Below are 16,730 nucleotides of genomic sequence, written 5' to 3'. Positions count from 1 at the left end.
GGAAGTCGACAGACGGTCACGGATCGGAGCAAAAGTCGTAATCCAGGATCATCTCCGGACGGTGGCCGACGGCTTCGCCGACGGGAGGGCGCCCAGCCGCTCGCGCCAGTCACGCGCGGCCGGGAAACGCGTCTTCACGGTCCGCGCCGCCCGGTCCCGCACCACCACCTGGGACTCGCGCAGCCTCAGCAACGGCTCCAGGGAGGAACGCGCCAGCAGCAGACGCTGGTTGACCACCGGCTCGGGGCCCCAATGGCCCTTGTACTGCTCGGAGCCGCGCAGCAGGCTCAGCACGCCGCCGCCCGAGTCCGCCGCCTGCCGGGCCAGTTCCCGCAGCAGCATCGTCGACACATCGACCTTGCGTTCCCTCAGGCGCGGGTCCACCCCGTAGAGATAGCCGCCGGTGAGACCGGCGGAACCGAGGGCCAGATCGGCCGCCACCACCTCCCCGTCGAGCAGGAACTCCCGGACCGCCGCCTCGCCGTCGCGTACCATCCGCCCCACGGAGCGCACCAGATGGGCGCGGAACCGGGGGCGCAGGTGCTCGGGGTTGACGCCCCGGCCCCGCCACTGGAGCTCGTGCAGCCGCAGCAGGGTGCGCACCCCGTCGGCCACCCGGTCCTCGGGCAGGGCGCGGCACTCGATGCCCAGGGCGTCGATCCGCCGCAGCTTGGCCCGGGCCCGCTGGGCGCGTGAGCCCGGCATCCGGCCGATGAGCGCGCCGACCGGCTCGGCGGGCAGCTCCATGCAGGTGGAGTCGGTCAGCCGGCTGCGGGCACCGGACCATGCCGCGAACAGCGACTGGGCCGAGGCGCCGGGCCGTACCTCCCTCAGGTCCACCACGCTGTGCGCGGCCGCCCGGTGCAGCCCGCGCTCCAGGGCGGCGACCGCCTCCCCGGTCCGCTCGGCGTCGACGAGGACGTCGAAGAAGTCGGAGATCGCACCCCCCAGCGGCACGAGCAACGGCATTGGCCGGTGGACGAGCATCAGCGGGGCGGCGCCGACGAGACGGCCGTCCCGGCGCGCGAGGACGACCCTGAGCCGTCCCGGAACCCCGTACGACAGCCACCAGGAGTGGAGCCAGGCGTGGCTCTGGAACGGCGTTGCGGTCGGGCACCGGCGGTGCAGCGCGTCCCACTCACCGGCGAGCGCGGAGAACTCCCGCGGATCCCGGCACAGGGTCACACGGACGCGGCCGTGACGCTCCGGGGTCATCCCACGAGCTCCCGTTCCCCGGTGTGCAGCGCGCCGCCCGCCTGGGCCGGCCCCGGGACCTGGGCGGTGACGCCCCGGCGCCCCGGACGCGGCCGTACGAGCAGGACCAGCCCGCCGACCAGCCCCCCGGCGCTCGCGCCCACCGCCGTGCCGAGTGCCGCGGAGGGGGAGACCGGATCGGCCGGCGCGAGGGCGTGCGAGAACTCGACCAGCTTCACGCCGGTGTCCTCGGCGACGTGACCCGCACCGGCCACCACGGCCTCGGTGACCGCGTTGGCGATGTCCGCGGCCCGGTCCGGGTCGGACGACGTGCCGGTGACCGCGATCATCGGCGAGTCCGGGGAGGTCTCGGACCGGACGTGGGCGCGGAGGTCACGCACGGACTCGCCGGCGGCGCCGTGGGCGTAGGCGAGCGTCGCGTCGCTGGTCGCCAGCCGCCCGTACGACTGGGCGTACCCGAGCGCCGCCGCGGGGTCGACGCCCTTGTCGGCCGTCACCACGGCGTACCCGGTCGCGGCGTACTGCGGGGTGGCGAGCAGCCCGTACCCGAGCCCGCAGGCCGCCCCGAGCAGGACACAGGCGGGCAGCGGCCACCAGCTGGGCCGTACGAAGGAGGGCAAGGAGGGGCGGAGCCCGCGCAGCCGTCCGGGGGAGGGCTGCTGGTCGGGGGAGTCGGTCATCGGTGTGACCTCCGGGTAGAGGGGGTGGTCGAGTGGGTCGGGGCGGGTGCGGGGGAGCCGAGGACGTGCGCGTACACGTCCATGAGCCGGCGGCCGCTGAGCCGGATGTCGTAGCGGTCCACCGCCCGGGGCACCGGCAGCCTGTGCGGCCCGCCCGCCCTGTGGCGCCGCAGCACGTCCGTCAGCTCGGCGGCGGGGTCGGCCGGGGACCGCAGACGGGTGGCGCCCTGGGGGACCTGACCGGCCGGCAGGTCGTCGAGGGCGGGACAGGGGCCGTGCACGACGGGCAGCCCCGCGGACAGCGCCTCGACGACGGCGAGCCCGAAGGACTCCTCCCGGGACGCCGAGACGAAGACGTCCATGGCCGCGAGCGCCGCCGGGACGTCCGGCGCGCCGTCCACGCCGCACTCCCCGGCGAACCGGACCCGGTCGGCGATCCCCAGCCGGCCGGCGAGGGCGCGCAGCGGTCCGGCCTGCGGGCCGTCGCCGGCCAGCAGGAGCCAGGCGCCGGGCAGCGCCGCGACGGCCCGCAGCGTCACGTCGAAGCGTTTGCCGGGCACCAGACGCCCCACACCGCCCACCACGAAGGCGTCCTCGGGAACGCCGAGCAGTGCCCGGGCCGCCCGCCGCCGCCGGCCGTCGAAGCGGAACGCCGCCGCGTCGATGCCGTTGGGCACCGTGTGGATCCGGGCGGCCGGCACCCCCCAGTCCCGCAGCCGTCCGGCGACCGTGTCGGAGACGGCGACCGTCGCCGAGCCCATCCGCTCGGTCCGCAGATACAGCGCGCGGGTCCCCCGGGTGAGCGGGCGTCCCTCGATCTCGTCGCGGCCCAGCGAGTGCTCCGTGGCCACCGAGGCGGTACCGGCGAGCGAGGCCGCGATCCGTCCGTAGACGCACGCCCGGTACAGATGCGTGTGTACGAGGTCGTACCCGCCCTGCCGCACGAGCCGGGCGAGCCTCGGCAGAGCGGCCAGGTCCCGGTTGCCCCGCATGCCCAGGTGCCGCACCCGCACCCCGTCCGAGCGCAGTCCCTCGGCGACCGCCCCCGGGTTGGTGAGCGTGACGACGTCGCAACGGGTGGGCAGGTGACGCAGCATCAGCCGCAGCTGCTGCTCGGCCCCGCCGACGCCGAGACCGGTGATGACGTGCAGCACCTTCACCGGTGCCCCCCGGATACGTCCGCCGACCGGTGCCGCAGCCGGTGGCGCAGCGCCTTCGCGCGGAGGCGGGTGGACCGGTCGGCGTGGCTGACGTGGGTGCGCGGCAGGGCGAGCGGCCCGCGCAACGGGCCGGGGTCCAGGGCGCAGCCGAACGCGTACCCGGCGTCCCGCACCGAGGCGAGCACCCGTGCGTCGGCCCTGCCGTACGGATAGCAGAAACCGGCCGGCGGGACCCCGGTGACGCGGCCGAGGGCCTCCCGGCTGCCGTGCGTCTCGCGGCGCAGCGCGGCGTCGGACAGGGCCGTCAGGTCCAGGTGGACCATGCCGTGCGAGCCGATCTCCATACCGGCCGCCGCGACGGTCCGGATGCCCTCCTCGGTGAGCAGCGGCCGGCGCGGGCCCAGCGGATCCCAGTCGTTGGACCCGCCGAGCCGGCCGGGCAGGACGAACACGGTCGCCGTGCAGCCGTGTCCGAGGAGCACCGGAAGCGCCTCCTGGACGAAGTCGGCGTACCCGTCGTCGAACGTCAGCCCGACCAGCCCGCGCCGCTCGGACGCGTCCGCGCGCAGCAGCGACGCGATGCCCACCCCGGTCAGGCCCCGGCGGCGCAGCCACGTCAGCTGCTCGTCCAGGCGGTCGGCGGAGACGGTGATGCCGTACGGGTCGTCGGTCGGATCGGTCACCGAGTGGTAGGTGAGGATCCACGGCGGGGCCGGGATCGGGCGTGTCCGGGCACGGGGTGGCGATGTGTCAGCGGCCATGGGTGAACCTCTGTCGGACGAGGGCTGGCAGGTGGACGGCCTCGGGAGCCCCGAGCGCGCGTGCGGTGAGGTAGAAGACGGTGGGGACGAGCAGGCAGCCTGCCGCCAGGGAGAGCACCGCGGGACCGGGCACCAGCGGCGCGGCCAGTCGCCCGGCGGCACCGGCCGCCACCGCCGCGAGCGCCGGCCGGGCGAGCGAGAGAGCGACGGCGCGGACCCGGACGGCGACCGCGCGCGAGCCGAGCCCGAGGAGCATCAGCATCGCGGCGGTGCTGATGCCGAGGGCGTTGGCCGCCGCGATGCCGTCGACACCGAGCGGCCCGGTCAGGGCGAAACCGGCCCCCGCGGTGACCAGCAGGCCCGCGCCCATCGCGCCGAGCGGGTACCAGGTCGGCCGCCCGGCCGAGAAGTACGGCCGGCACAGCGCGCCGACCAGTGTGTGACCCAGCAGACCGAGCGCGTAGACCCGCATGACGCCGGCCGTCGCGGCGGTGTCCGCCGCGTCGAAGGCGCCACGCTGGAAGAGGACTTCGACGAGCTGCGGGGCGTACCCCATGACCAGGGCGGTGCCGAGCAGCACCACCGTCCCGGCCAGGGCGAGGTCCCGCTCCACCCTGCGCCTGGCGCCCTCGCGGTCCCCGGACGCCATGGCCCGGGCGACGACCGGGAAGGTCACCGTGCAGATCATCATCGACAGCACCATCGGCAGCTGGGCGACCTTCTGCGCGAAGTTCAGGTGGGAGATCGCCCCGTCCGACAGCGACGAGGCGAGGAACCGCTCGACGAAGACCTGCGACTGACGGCTCACCACGAAGAGCACGACGGGCGCGAGCACGGCCGCACCGAGCAGCGGGGCCGTCGCGTCCCGCTCCGCCGGCCGCTCCCCGGCCCGCACGTGCCGGCGCAGCACCAACGTCACGAAGGCGGGCAGCAGGGTCAGGATCATCAGCAGGCTGCCGGTCGCGACCCCCGCCGCGGCGGCCCGCACCCCCCACACGGAGTGCAGCGCGAGCGTCATGCCGATGATGCCGAGGTTGTACGCGATGTAGACCCCGGCCGGTGCCAGGAAACGCCCGTGCGCCCGCAGCGCGGCGCTGAAGTACCCGGTGACGCCGAAGGTGAGCACCGTGACCGCCGTCAGACGCGTGCAGTCCACCGCCAGCCCGGGGTCCTCCAGACCGGGCGCCAGCACTCCCACCACCCAGGGAGCACCCGCGATCAGCAGCGCGCCCGCGCAGGCCAGGGCGGCGGACAGCCGGGGGAAGGTGTCGGCGACGAGCGCGCGCACCGGGTCCCCAGGCGCCGTGGCCGCGGCACGGCGCGCCAGCGCGTGGCTGAAGGCCGGCACCAGGAGCAGGGCCATCCCGTCCTCGATCAGCAGGGTGGCCGCCATCTCCGGCACGGTCCAGGCCACCAGGAACGCGTCGCTGGCGTGTCCGGCGCCGAAGAGCCGGGCGACGGCCTGGTCCCGTACCAGCCCCAGCAGGGCGGCGACGACGGTCAGCCCGGCGGCCCCGGCCGCGGCCCGCGCCAACAACGGCCTGCCCGGAACACCACGCGTGGATGTTCCGGACGCCTTTCCGGCGGTCCGCACCACGGTCCCGCTCACGCGACGGCCGTCCTCTCCGGCGCGGCCAGCGCCCACCACGCGGCCAGCCCGAGCACGACGCCGGTCAGCACCGTGGAGGGGCCGCCGATGTCCGCGTACAGGAAGTCCACGCACTGCCAGACCGTCAGCCCGACGGCGGCGAGGCCGCAGTCCACGGCCGCCGCCCGCCGCGCCCGGGAGCGCACCAGCCGGCACACCCCGCCCACCAGGAGGGCGGCCCAGCCACCCACCAGCGCGGTGAAACCGACGAGCCCCTGCTCACCGAGGACCAGCAGATACATGTTGTGGGGGGAGAGCAGCGGCTGTCTGACGAACTCCTGCCCGGCGCCCTCCGTATCGCTTCCGGCCGAGAGCCCGATGGAGGCGTGCCCGTCCCGGTGCGCGGGGAAGGCCTTCAGCCCGACGCCGGTCACCGGCCGCTCCCGCCACATCCCGGCCGCCGCCGCCCACATGGTGTACCGGTCGGTGACCGAGCGGTCGGGGGCGCTCGTCACCTCGGTGATGCTGGCGAGCCGCTGCGAGAGCATCTGGGAGCCGACGCCGAAGCCGCCGACCAGGACGACGGACACCGCGGCCAGCACCGCGAGCGTGCGCAGCGCCTGCCGCGCCCCGGTCAGCGCGATCATCGCGGCCGCGCCCGCGGCCGTCGCGATCCAGGCCCCGCGGCTGAAGGAGAGCGTGAGCGGCACGACCAGCGCGGCGGCCGCCCCGAGCGCGCACGGCACCCGCCAACGGGAGCGGGCCGCCCCCGGCCGGAAGGCGTACGCGGCGGCCGCGAGCAGCCCGTACCCGACGACGGTGGCCATCCCCATCACGTCGCCCGGACCGAAGGTGCCGACCGCCCGGATCTCCTCGCCCATGTACGAGGCGCCGGACCCGGTGACGTACTGGTGCACGCCCGTCGCGCCCTGGACGAGCGCCAGCAGCACGAGCGCCCCCGTGACGATCCGGAAGTCCGCCGCGTCCCGGACCAGCAGGAGCACCGCGGCCGGCACCAGGACGAAGATCTGCAGATAGCGCACGAACCCCGGCAGCGCCGCCACCGGATCCGTCGCCGTGACGGTGGCCAGCGCCAGCCCCACCGCCGGCAGACCGAGGACCAGCGCGGAGGCCGGGGTCAGCGGACGCCGGCGCAGGAACAGCAGCCGGCCCACGCACACCAGCACCGCGACACCCGACGCAACGTCGGCCAGCGGCACGCCGTACACGGCCCCGGCCTCCGTGTCGCCGGCGGGTACGGCCAGGAGCAGCACCGCCGCGAGCAGCGGCAGCAAGGGCCATCTGCCGCGCCAGGTGCCGAAGGCGGGACGCCGGACGGCGGGCACGGCGGCCGGCGTGCCCGTGCCGGGGCGTGCGGGGGGCGCCGTGATGACGGTGGAAGCCACGGTTCAGCTGCCCCCCAGCCGGAAGACGGAGCCCGCGGTGCGCGCGAGCACGCACACGTCCTGCCAGAGCGACCAGGTCTCGATGTACCGGTTGTCGAAGCGGACCCGGTCCTCGATCGACGTGTCCCCGCGCAGCCCGTGCACCTGGGCCAGACCCGTGATGCCGACCGGCATCCGGTGGCGCGCCCGGTAACCGGGATGGATCCGGCTGAACTGCTGCACGAAGTAAGGCCGCTCGGGACGTGGGCCGACCAGGCTCATGTCCCCGCGCAGCACGTTCCACAACTGCGGCAGCTCGTCCAGCGAGGTCTGCCGGAGGAACCGGCCGGCCCGGCTCATCCGGCGGTCGGACGCCACGTTCCACCGGGTGGCGGCCTCATGGGCGTCGGACGGCCGCAGCGTACGGAACTTCAGCAGGACGAACGGCTGCCCGTGCCGCCCGACGCGCTCCTGCCGGAAGAGCACACCGGGACCGTCGCAGACGCGTACGGCCAGGGCACAGGCCGCCATCAGCGGAGCCGCGGCCACCAGGGCGACGGCGGCCAGGACGGCGTCCATGGCCCGCTTCGCCCGGTAGGCGACCGGATGGTGCGGGGGGTCGTGCAGCGGGGCCGCGGCGAAACCCCACACATGGTCCCGTGCCTGAGGTGTCGCGGGGGCCGGGCCGCTCCGGTCGGTGACCAGCCACACCCGGCAGCCGTGCCGGACGAACAGCTCGAACAGGGCGGCGCCGTCCGGCACGGATTCCGGCGCGGCGGTGAACACGGCGTGCCGCACGGAGTTCTGGATGACCGCACGGCCGACGTCCTGCCCCGTGGTGAGGACGGGCAGCGGCGCCCCCTCGGACGGCTCCGGCCCGCGCTCCCCGTCCCCTGGGGCGGTACCGCCTCCCACCCGGCCGACCGGCCGCAGCCCGTACTCCACGCGCTCCTGGAGCACCGCGGTGACCCGCTCGGCGACCGGCCCGTCGCCGATCACCAGGGCCGACCGGGGCGAGCGCGCCGCCGACCGCCGCCGCGCCCGGTACACGGCAGCACGCCCGCAGGACGCCAGCAGGACCTGGGTGCCGACCGCGCAGAGCAGCTCCGTCCAGCCGAAGACCCACCCATGGGCGCACGCGGCCAGCACCTGCCCGGTGACGCACCACTGCACGAGCGCCGCACCGAGCAGCGCGGGAAGCTCCGCGGACACGGACGGGGACAACCCGCCCCGGTACAGCCGGCGGACGGCGTGCAGCAGCACCTGCGCGGCCACCTGGGAGAGCGCGACGGCGACCGGCCACGGCACGGACGCGGGGGCCACCAGGACCGCGGCGGTCCCCACAGCCGCCCCGTCCACGGCCGCCAGCCCCGCCGGGGCCACCCACCGCGCTCGGTCCCGGGCCGCCCGGGGCAGCTCCCCGGTGCCGCCCCCGTCCCGTGGCGGATGTACGGACGCCGTACCGCGTACGGCGGTCGCCTGGGCGGCCAGGGGGATCGGTGCACTCTCCGTCGTCATCGCTCGGTGCGCTCCCTCGTGGTGGGGCGGGACTGGCCGACAAGTTCCTGGTAGAGCCGCAGGACCGCGCGGGAGGTCCTGGTCAGATCGAAGGCGGACCGGGCGTGCGCCTGTGCCGCGTCGCCCAGTGAGGCCCGCAGCGCCGGATCGCCCAGCAGGGCGGTGAGCGCGGACGCGAGCGCGGCGGGGTCCTCGGGCGGCACGAGGCAGTGGGGGTCCTGCCCCGGCGGCAGGCTCTCCCGTGCGCCGTCGACGTCGGACAGCAGCACCGGCCGGCCGCAGGCCATCGCTTCGAGGGGGGCCAGCGCCATCCCCTCCCAGCGCGACGGGAGCACCAGGACGTCGGCCGCGTGGATCCACGGCCGTACGTCCCCGCACGCCCCGGCGAACAGCACGCCCTCGGGAGCCGCACGCCGTAGTTCCCCGGCGCGCGGGCCGTCGCCGACCAGCACCAGCCGCGCTCCGGGCGCCCGGACCCGCCGCCAGGCACGCAGCAGGACGTCCTGCCCCTTCTGCCGGCTCAGCCGCCCGACGCACACCGCCAGCGGAGCCCCGGCCGGTACGTCCGCGAGCAGCCCCAGCCCGGCCCGCGCGGACCGGGCGGCCTCCGGGGAGACCGGGCGGAAGCGGCCCAGGTCGACGCCGTTGCGGATCACCGACCACCGTCCTGCGATACCCGCCCGCTGTCCGGCGCGGCGCTCCGACTCGCTGACGCAGACGATGCGGTCGCTCCACCGCGCCCCGAACCGTTCCCATGTCGTCGCCAGTCCCGCGGCGCGCCCCTCCAGTGCCTCGAAGGACCAGGCGTGCGGCTGGAACACTGTCGGGACCCGGCCCCGGACCGCCAGCCGCCCGGCCAGGCCCGCCTTCGCGCTGTGGGCGTGGATCACATCGGGCGCGCACGCGCGGACCAGACGGCTCGCGGAGGCGACCTCCCCGCCCAGCCGGGGGCCGGGCACGCGTTCCGCCGGCCAGGCCCACACCCGTGCTCCCGCCTCGGCCGCGCCGGTGGCCAGCCAGCCGTCCGGAGGGCACGCCACGACGGGCCGCAGCCCCGCCCGGACCTGTGCCGCCACGAGGTCGGTCACGACCCGCGCCACTCCGCCCTCCACGGGCTGGACCAGGTGCAGGACCGTCAGTCGGCTTTCCTCGGTGCAACTTCTCTGCAGCACGCACGGCTCTCTTCTCACACGCCCCCGAAGAGCCGTATCGGATAAAGCCCGACGGCAGGAAATGTGGCGGCGGAGATCAAGTGGATGAAAACGAAGTGCACTTTTGCAGACAGTGCGAAGAGATTCACGCATGACTCGCTCGCCGGACCGATTTGATTACGTCTCATACCGCAGGGGGTGACCGTCTCCGACCTGCTGCGGCGTGTCAGCTTCCGGTGACGCCGTACGCGTGGTCCGATGCCGCATCATCAAAGGCCTGTGTGTTTCCTCCACCGACAACTCGGCACGCATTCCCGGCGGTCCGCACGCCGAAGCGATTGCCGCGTGCCGGGAGTCGACCGGGCGCGTGTACCGCCTTCTCCGCCGGAGCCCGGTATTCCGCGTTCCGTCCTTTCGCCGCCGGGGCCCCGCGTGGCCCTCGCGAACCGGCCGTTCACCGGGAAGACGCCCGCGCCCGCCCTTCGCTCCGGATGTACCGGCAGGGTCCGGCCTCCGCCCCTCGGGTGCGATCGGACGGGCAGGATCGGGTACAACTCGTGATGATCGTCCGCCTCGTGGCGGACCGTGCGGCCGGGCCGGCCGACGAAGACACAAGGAGAAACGATGGTTCACGATCGGGCCGGTCAGCCGGCGCAGCCCGGAGACCTGGTGGACGTGGCACGGCTGGTGACCGCCTATTACGCCCTCCACCCCGACCCCTCCGAACCGGGCCAGCGGGTTGCCTTCGGGACCTCGGGACACCGCGGCTCGGCCCTGGCGGCGGCCTTCAACGAGGACCACATCGCCGCCACCACCCAGGCCATCTGCGACTACCGGACCCGGCAGGGCACCGACGGCCCGCTGTTCCTCGGCGCCGACACCCACGCGCTCTCCGAACCCGCCCGGGTCACCGCCGTGGAGGTGCTCGCCGCCAACGGTGCCACCGTCCTCATCGACGCCGACGACGGCTACACGCCCACTCCCGCCGTCTCGCACGCCATCCTCACGTACAACCGGGACCGCGACGGCGGCCTCGCCGACGGCATCGTGGTCACGCCCTCGCACAACCCCCCGGCCGACGGCGGCTTCAAGTACAACCCGCCGCACGGCGGCCCGGCCGGCTCGGACGCCACCGCCTGGATCCAGGACCGCGCCAACGCCCTGATCGAGGGCGGGCTCAAGGAGGTCCGGCGCGTCCCCTACGCCAAGGCGCTGGCCGCCGACACCACCCGGCGGCACGACTTCCTGACCGCCTACGTCGACGACCTCCCGGCCGTCCTCGACCTGGACGCCGTACGCGACGCGGGGATCCGCATCGGCGCGGACCCGCTCGGCGGGGCCTCGGTCGCCTACTGGGGCCGGATCGCCGAACGCCACCGCCTGGACCTGACCGTGGTCAACCCGCTCGCCGACCCGACCTGGCGCTTCATGACGCTGGACTGGGACGGCAAGATCCGGATGGACTGCTCCTCGCCGCACGCGATGGCCTCGCTGATCGAGCAGCGCGACGCCTACACGATCGCCACCGGCAACGACGCCGACGCGGACCGGCACGGCATCGTCACCCCCGACGGCGGGCTGATGAACCCCAACCACTATCTGGCCGTCGCGATCCGCTACCTCTACTCCCACCGGCCCGACTGGCCCGACGGCACCGGGATCGGCAAGACCCTGGTCTCCTCCTCCATGATCGACCGGGTCGCCGCGGACCTCGGGCGCCGACTGGTGGAGGTCCCCGTCGGGTTCAAATGGTTCGTCGACGGGCTGTTCGGCGGCACCCTCGGCTTCGGGGGAGAGGAGTCCGCCGGCGCGTCCTTCCTGCGCCGTGACGGCCGCGTGTGGACCACCGACAAGGACGGCATCCTGCTCGCCCTGCTGGCCTCCGAGATCACCGCCGTCACCGGCTCCACCCCCTCCCAGCACTACGGCGAACTCACCGCCCGCTTCGGGGACCCGGCCTACGCCCGGGTCGACGCCCCGGCGACCCGCGAGGAGAAGGCGGTGCTCGCCCGGCTCTCCCCGGACCAGGTCACCGCCGGCACACTGGCCGGAGAACCCGTCACCGCGGTGCTCACCGAGGCCCCCGGCAACGGCGCGGCCATCGGCGGCCTCAAGGTCTGCACCGACAGCGCCTGGTTCGCGGCCCGCCCCTCCGGCACGGAGGACGTGTACAAGGTCTACGCGGAGAGCTTCCAGGGCCCCGGACACCTGGCCGAGGTCCAGGACGAGGCCCGCGCCCTGGTCTCGGAGGCGCTGGGCGCCGGCGGCTGAGGGCGGCGGGCGGAGCGGGCGGGCGCGTCGCCGCCGTCAGGCACCGGGCACGGTGTGGCGGAGCTGCCGCAGGAAGGTGGCGTTGTCCGGTGTCCGGCGGATCGACTCCAGCAGCGCCTCCGGCGCGGTGCGGCCGTCGCGGTGGTGCAGGGCACGGCGAAGCGTCCGTACGCCCGCCAGCTCGCCCGCGGACAGCAGGAGTTCCTCACGGCGGGTGCCGGAGGCGTTGATGTCCACGGCGGGGAAGACGCGCCTCTCCGCCAGCGCGCGGTCGAGGCGGAGTTCCATGTTGCCGGTGCCCTTGAGCTCTTCGAAGAAGTAGTCGTCGGCACGGGAACCGGTCTCCACCAGCGCGGTCGCGAGGATGGTCAGCGACCCGCCCTCCTCGGCCGCGCGGGCGGCACCGAAGAGCTTCTTGGGGCCGAGGAGGGCCGACGCGTCCACGCCGCCGCTCAGGGTGCGGCCGCCGGATCCGGCGGCGTTGTTGTGGGCCCGGCACAGCCGGGTCAGCGAGTCGAGGAGGATCACCACGTCGCGGCCCTGCTCCACGAGCCGCTTCGCCCGCTCCACCGCCAGGTCCGCGAGCGCGATGTGCTCCTTGGCGGGCCGGTCGAAGGTGGACGAGTAGACCTCGCCCCGCACGGAACGGCGCATGTCCGTGACCTCCTCGGGGCGTTCGTCGAGGAGGACCACCATCAGGTGGGCCTCGGGATGGTTGGCGGCGACGGCCGCGGCGAGCTGCTGGAGGAGCACCGTCTTGCCGGTCCTGGGCGGTGCGACGATCAGGCCGCGCTGCCCCTTGCCGACGGGTGCCACGAGGTCGACCACGCGGGTGGCCGGCGCTCCGCCGGGTGTCTCCAGGCGCAGCCGCTCACGCGGGTGCAGCGGGGTCAGGTCGCGGAAGTGGGGCCTGCCGCGCAGGGCGGGCGTGGGGAGGCCGTTGACGGAGTCGACGCGGGACAGGGCCCGCGGACGGTCGCAGACGCCCTCGACGAGGTCGCCCTTGCGCAGTCCGTGCTGCCGGACGAGGGCCGAGGGCACCTGGACGTCGCCGGGGGTCGGACGGCCGCCGACGGTGCGCAGGACGGCGTTCCCGCCGCCGACGGTGTCGAGGACACCCACGGCGGTGACGGGGCGGTTCTGCTGGGTGACGGGGCGTTCGAGTGTGCTGGTCATGGATGAGTCCTTTCGCGGACATGGCGAACGGGAGGTCCGGCGAAGGCGAGGCGGCATGATCACGCCTCGTGCGACGGGCGGATGAGCCCGGGCCGGAGTGAGGAAGAGCTGGATCGCCGGACGTCACAGGACGGGGGCGACAGCGGAAGATAAGAAACGGCATCGGCGCCCGGTGAAGGGGCGTACACATATGTCGTTGTTCGGAAGATACCACGCGCCACCGGATCCGGGAAGCCCCTCTGCCCGGCAGCTTCGCCCGGCATCCGCAACAGGCCTGGAGGGCAACGGAGTTCGTCGCCGCACCCGCGCTCCGTCCGGGGAGCAGGACGGCGTGCGACCGACCGACAGAGAGGTGGCGGTGTCAGGTTCCGTCCTCTTCGCCGCGAATCCTCACCAGGCGTCAACCCTTGCCCGAAGTTAAGCTGCTGGCGATCCAGCACCGCAGCTGAAAGGACGCGTCGTGCCCATGGGACCCGTGGAATACCTCGTCGTCACCTTTCCGGGCAGCCGGTTCGCCGACACGGTCGCGCCCGTGCTCGCCGAGGCGCTCTCCGCGCAGGCGGTGCGGATCCTCGACCTCGCGTTCGCCCGGACGGCCCAGGACGGCACGACCGAGACCGTCGAGCTGAGCGAACTCGATCCACGGGGCCTGGTGGCGTTCGAGCCACCCGGCGAGTCACCCCGGGGGCCCGACCTCACCAGGATCCGCGCCCTGGAGGACCTGCCGGCCGGCAGCCTCGCCGCGCTGATCGTGTGGGAGGACCTCTGGTCCGTGCCCCTGACCGGGGCCGTCCGCACGGCGGGCGGGCAGCTCGTGGCGCACGAGCGCGTACCGGTGGACGGCGAGGACGACGTCATCACGCTGCTCGAACGGCTCGCCGCGCTCCGTGAACAGGGCGCGCTTACCGACGAGGAGTTCGCCGCCCAGAAGACCAGGATCCTCGCCGACTGACAGCGGCACGGTCCCGAAGCCTTCTTTTGTCGATCTCCGCGCCCCATGCGACGTTGTCCCTGACCTGTGCAGGCCGTCGGGAAAGAGGCAGTTCATCGTGCAGACCGCCCGGGCCGTACCGGCCTCCACCGTCGTCAACCTGCGCGACCTGGGCGGTATCGCCTTGGGACGCGACCGCCGCCTGCGGCAGGGGATCCTCCTGCGCTCGGGCCAGCTGAGCGAATTCGACGCGGAGCACGACGTGGCGGTGTCCGCCCTCGGCATCCGAACCGTCGTCGACCTGCGCACGGCCGACGAACGCCAGTGGGCGCCCGACCGGCTGCCCCGCGGCGCCAGGCTCTTCGTCGCCGACGTGCTCGGCGACAACCCCGGGGTCCTCCAGGGCCGCTTCAAGGCGCTGCTCCGTGACCCGGACGGAGCAGCCGCCGCGCTCGGCGGCGGCAGGGCGGAGGAACTGTTCGCGCAGACCTACCGCAGGATGGTTCTCACGCCCGGCGCGTCGGCCGCCTACCGGGCTCTTCTGGAGACGGCGGCCGACCCCGCGGCGAGGCCCCTGCTCTTCCACTGCGCCACCGGCAAGGACCGCACCGGATGGGCGACGACACTGCTGCTGATGATGGCGGGCGCCTCGCGCGAGGTCGTCCGGGCGGAGTTCCTCGCCGTGAACCGGGTGGCCCGGCGGGCCCTCGGACCGGAAGTCCGCCGCTACCTGGAGGCGGGCGGCGACCCGGACATCGCCACCGCGATCGTCGAGGTCCGGCCCCGGTACCTCGATGCCGCGCTGGACGCCATGGACGAACGCTGGGGCGGCCTCGACGGGTACCTCCGCGACGGGCTGCGGCTCCCGGGGTCCGTGGTGGAGCGGCTGCGCGCCGACCTGGTGGTCACGGCCTGACACAGGAGACGGCCCGGGGCCAGGTCCGTGAAGACCTGGCCCCGGGCCGCCGTGCGTCCCGAGCCGCGCTCAGATGCGCAGAAGCTGTTCCCCGGCGTCACGGTAGTGCTGAAGGGCCACCCGCAGCTCCTCCGTACGCGCCTCGGAGCCCTCGCCCTGCCAGCTCGCCCGCAGGGTGCGCCTGCGCTCGTCGAGAGCCTCCGTGAGGTCCGCCACGATGCTGTCGAAGGCGCTGTCCGCCTCCTCGACCGCCTGGCGCGGGTTCTCGACGAAGTCGCTGACCGCCTGCCGCATCCGCAGGGACAGGGCGTCCCGCTCGTGCGCCGGCATCAGTGGGCGGTCGGCGGCCGCGTCGGGGTCATGGGTCCCGGCCCGGTCCTGCCGCGGCGATGCGGCGGCGTCCGCGTGCCGGTCCGACGCGGCGGTCTGGGCAGGGGGTGTCGCCGGCCGGTCCGCCGGAGTGGCCGGACCCGTGCGGGAAGCGGACGGGGCGCCGCGGCCGTCGTCGTCCGAACCCGGCGTCGTGGCCGCGCCCCGGTCCGCCACGTCACCTCGCGACGTGGCTCCGGGCGCCGCGGTGCGCCGCATCTCGGGTGCGGCCTCCTGCGGTGCGACGGGCTCGGTGCCGGTGGCCGGTCGTGCCGTCGGTGTACCCCGCCGGCTACCCGGTGCGGGCCTGGACGTCTCGGTGGCGGACAGATCGGTGCGTTCGGTGTCATGCGTCATGCCGTGGTCCTTCCCTTGGTCCCGTGCAGGTTCTCGGTCTCGTTCAGGTTCTTGGTCTCGTGCCGTCCACGCCGTCCGGAGTCGGACGGCGTGTCACCGAGCAGTACGTCGAACAGCGCCCGCGCCTCGATCAGCGCCGTACGCATCTCCTCCGTGCTGCTGTGGTCGTGCACCGCCGTGTGCACCCGGCGGTAGCCGTCGAGCTCTCCCGCGTGGTGCACGGAGAGGGCGGCGGTCTGCTCCTCGAAGCTGTCACCGTCCGGGAAACCACGGTCGCGGGCCAGCCGCGCCAGCAGTGCGTCGGCCTCGGCGACCGCCTCCCGCGGCGAGTCGATGAAGGTCTCCTGGACCATCGCCCAGCGACCTGCGTAGCCCTCGCGGGCCTCGGGGGAGAGGGGCTGCTCGTGCAGCGAGCCGTGCAGCTTCACCCGCTCGGCGAGCTCGTGCTCGGCGGCCTTGGTGTCCCCGCCGTGCTCGGCCACCGTACGTTCGTACTCGGGCCCGAAACGCCGTCGCAGGCCCTGCCCGCCGCGCGTCCTGCCGCGGACGAGGAAGAAGCCCAGTACCGCCAGCACCAGGACGACGGCAACGATGATCACCACGGTTGTCGTCATGACCGACGCTCCTGTCGGTCAGCGGTCGGTGCGTCGTTCTGTCCCACTCTCCTCAACCCCTTTCGGATCGGGCCCGACCGGACTCCGGCCGGGCGGTGCGCAGCAGTCGTGTACCCCCTCACCGCCGTTCAAGCCGAACAGGTGCTCGGTATCGTGGAGAGTGCCGAGAACGGCCGAACCCCGCTGCTCGCGGGACGAGTTCTGAGAGGGGCGCACGGTGACGGAGCGCAAACCCGCCGGTGTCAGCTTCGAGTCATGGGTGGACAAGCAGATCCGCGAGGCGGAGCAACGCGGAGACTTCTCCCATCTGCCCGGCTTCGGGAAGCCGCTCCCCGGTCTCGAACGGCCCTACGACGAGAACTGGTGGATCAAGGCGAAGCTGGAGCGCGAGGGCGTCTCGGTGCTCCCGCCGTCGCTGGCCCTGCGCAAGGAGGCCGAGGACGCCAGGGAAGAGGCGCTGGGAGCCAGGTCCGAGCGAGAGGCGCGGCGCATCCTGGCCGAGGTGAACGACCGGATCCGCGAGGCCCTGCGCACGCCCCCGGAGGGCCCGCCGCTGAACATCAGGCCGCTGGACGTCGAGGCGGTCGTGGCTCAGTGGCACGAGCGGCGCGCCTGACGGGACGGCGCACCCCCGTCCC

Annotated in this window: 15 protein-coding genes; 4 read left to right on the top strand and 11 right to left on the bottom strand. The window is 74.5% G+C overall.

Translation table 11 applies throughout. From position 1 onward, the window contains the following. Window positions 1-48 precede the first annotated feature (48 nt). From SACTE_RS01440 to SACTE_RS01405, 8 genes are all read right to left on the bottom strand, one after another. A complete protein-coding gene (locus SACTE_RS01440; RefSeq protein ID WP_014044243.1) occupies window positions 49-1,215 on the bottom strand; it encodes a GNAT family N-acetyltransferase in 1,167 nt (388 codons plus the stop codon). Then, a complete protein-coding gene (locus SACTE_RS01435) occupies window positions 1,212-1,895 on the bottom strand; it encodes an LPS biosynthesis protein (RefSeq protein WP_014044242.1) in 684 nt (227 codons plus the stop codon). Before SACTE_RS01435 ends, SACTE_RS01440 begins: the two co-directional genes overlap by 4 nt. Beyond that, the gene (locus SACTE_RS01430; protein WP_014044241.1) at window positions 1,892-3,055 is read right to left on the bottom strand and encodes a glycosyltransferase; all 1,164 of its coding nucleotides are present in this window, start codon (window positions 3,053-3,055) and stop codon (window positions 1,892-1,894) included. The genes SACTE_RS01435 and SACTE_RS01430 overlap by 4 nt, the downstream gene beginning before the upstream one ends. Further along, window positions 3,052-3,816, bottom strand: coding sequence for a polysaccharide deacetylase family protein (locus tag SACTE_RS01425; RefSeq protein ID WP_014044240.1), 765 nt, complete (start codon window positions 3,814-3,816; stop codon window positions 3,052-3,054). Before SACTE_RS01425 ends, SACTE_RS01430 begins: the two co-directional genes overlap by 4 nt. After that, the gene (locus SACTE_RS01420) at window positions 3,806-5,410 is read right to left on the bottom strand and encodes a lipid II flippase MurJ (RefSeq protein WP_226995208.1); all 1,605 of its coding nucleotides are present in this window, start codon (window positions 5,408-5,410) and stop codon (window positions 3,806-3,808) included. The genes SACTE_RS01425 and SACTE_RS01420 overlap by 11 nt, the downstream gene beginning before the upstream one ends. An 11-nt stretch (window positions 5,411-5,421) precedes the next feature. Continuing rightward, on the bottom strand, window positions 5,422-6,750 hold the full coding sequence (locus SACTE_RS01415) for an O-antigen ligase family protein (protein WP_226995207.1): 1,329 nt from the start codon (window positions 6,748-6,750) through the stop codon (window positions 5,422-5,424). A gap of 63 nt (window positions 6,751-6,813) precedes the next feature. After that, window positions 6,814-8,307: an exopolysaccharide biosynthesis polyprenyl glycosylphosphotransferase gene (locus tag SACTE_RS01410; RefSeq protein WP_014044237.1), complete on the bottom strand. Its 1,494-nt coding sequence runs from the start codon at window positions 8,305-8,307 to the stop codon at window positions 6,814-6,816. Continuing rightward, a complete protein-coding gene (locus tag SACTE_RS01405; protein WP_014044236.1) occupies window positions 8,304-9,479 on the bottom strand; it encodes a glycosyltransferase in 1,176 nt (391 codons plus the stop codon). The genes SACTE_RS01410 and SACTE_RS01405 overlap by 4 nt, the downstream gene beginning before the upstream one ends. 603 nt (window positions 9,480-10,082) lie before the next feature. Here SACTE_RS01405 and pgm point away from each other — a divergent pair. Next, on the top strand, window positions 10,083-11,729 hold the full coding sequence (gene pgm, locus SACTE_RS01400; protein WP_014044235.1) for a phosphoglucomutase (alpha-D-glucose-1,6-bisphosphate-dependent): 1,647 nt from the start codon (window positions 10,083-10,085) through the stop codon (window positions 11,727-11,729). 36 nt (window positions 11,730-11,765) lie between these two features. On the opposite strand, the gene rho is transcribed toward pgm, so the two are convergent. Next, a complete protein-coding gene (gene rho / locus SACTE_RS01395; RefSeq protein ID WP_014044234.1) occupies window positions 11,766-12,905 on the bottom strand; it encodes a transcription termination factor Rho in 1,140 nt (379 codons plus the stop codon). 466 nt (window positions 12,906-13,371) lie between these two features. Between rho and SACTE_RS01390 the strand changes: the two genes are divergently transcribed. Both SACTE_RS01390 and SACTE_RS01385 read left to right on the top strand, forming a co-directional pair. Further along, window positions 13,372-13,857 (top strand): SHOCT domain-containing protein, encoded by a 486-nt coding sequence (locus tag SACTE_RS01390; RefSeq protein WP_014044233.1) that lies wholly within the window; start codon window positions 13,372-13,374, stop codon window positions 13,855-13,857. A 97-nt stretch (window positions 13,858-13,954) separates the two neighbouring features. Then, window positions 13,955-14,752: a tyrosine-protein phosphatase gene (locus tag SACTE_RS01385; protein WP_014044232.1), complete on the top strand. Its 798-nt coding sequence runs from the start codon at window positions 13,955-13,957 to the stop codon at window positions 14,750-14,752. A gap of 69 nt (window positions 14,753-14,821) precedes the next feature. On the opposite strand, the gene SACTE_RS01380 is transcribed toward SACTE_RS01385, so the two are convergent. Further along, window positions 14,822-15,478 (bottom strand): hypothetical protein, encoded by a 657-nt coding sequence (locus SACTE_RS01380; protein WP_014044231.1) that lies wholly within the window; start codon window positions 15,476-15,478, stop codon window positions 14,822-14,824. Continuing rightward, on the bottom strand, window positions 15,475-16,092 hold the full coding sequence (locus SACTE_RS01375; protein ID WP_014044230.1) for a hypothetical protein: 618 nt from the start codon (window positions 16,090-16,092) through the stop codon (window positions 15,475-15,477). The genes SACTE_RS01380 and SACTE_RS01375 overlap by 4 nt, the downstream gene beginning before the upstream one ends. A gap of 217 nt (window positions 16,093-16,309) precedes the next feature. On the opposite strand from SACTE_RS01375, the gene SACTE_RS01370 reads away from it, so the two are divergent. Continuing rightward, complete coding sequence (locus tag SACTE_RS01370) at window positions 16,310-16,708, top strand: DUF1992 domain-containing protein (RefSeq protein ID WP_014044229.1); 399 nt, start codon at window positions 16,310-16,312, stop codon at window positions 16,706-16,708. Window positions 16,709-16,730: the final 22 nt, after the last annotated feature.

Origin of the sequence: Streptomyces sp. SirexAA-E, assembly GCF_000177195.2 — a bacterium.
GTDB lineage: Bacteria > Actinomycetota > Actinomycetes > Streptomycetales > Streptomycetaceae > Streptomyces > Streptomyces flavovirens.
This window is presented reverse-complemented; position numbering and strand designations above follow the sequence as displayed.

Coding starts and splice junctions, on each gene's coding strand:
- SACTE_RS01440 (WP_014044243.1), bottom strand. CDS start 1,215: ATGACCCCGGAGCGTCACGGCCGCGTCCGTGTGACCCTGTGCCGGGAT.
- SACTE_RS01390 (WP_014044233.1), top strand. CDS start 13,372: ATGGGACCCGTGGAATACCTCGTCGTCACCTTTCCGGGCAGCCGGTTC.
- SACTE_RS01380 (WP_014044231.1), bottom strand. CDS start 15,478: ATGACGCATGACACCGAACGCACCGATCTGTCCGCCACCGAGACGTCC.
- SACTE_RS01375 (WP_014044230.1), bottom strand. CDS start 16,092: ATGACGACAACCGTGGTGATCATCGTTGCCGTCGTCCTGGTGCTGGCG.
- rho (WP_014044234.1), bottom strand. CDS start 12,905: ATGACCAGCACACTCGAACGCCCCGTCACCCAGCAGAACCGCCCCGTC.
- SACTE_RS01435 (WP_014044242.1), bottom strand. CDS start 1,895: ATGACCGACTCCCCCGACCAGCAGCCCTCCCCCGGACGGCTGCGCGGG.
- SACTE_RS01410 (WP_014044237.1), bottom strand. CDS start 8,307: ATGACGACGGAGAGTGCACCGATCCCCCTGGCCGCCCAGGCGACCGCC.
- pgm (WP_014044235.1), top strand. CDS start 10,083: ATGGTTCACGATCGGGCCGGTCAGCCGGCGCAGCCCGGAGACCTGGTG.
- SACTE_RS01425 (WP_014044240.1), bottom strand. CDS start 3,816: ATGGCCGCTGACACATCGCCACCCCGTGCCCGGACACGCCCGATCCCG.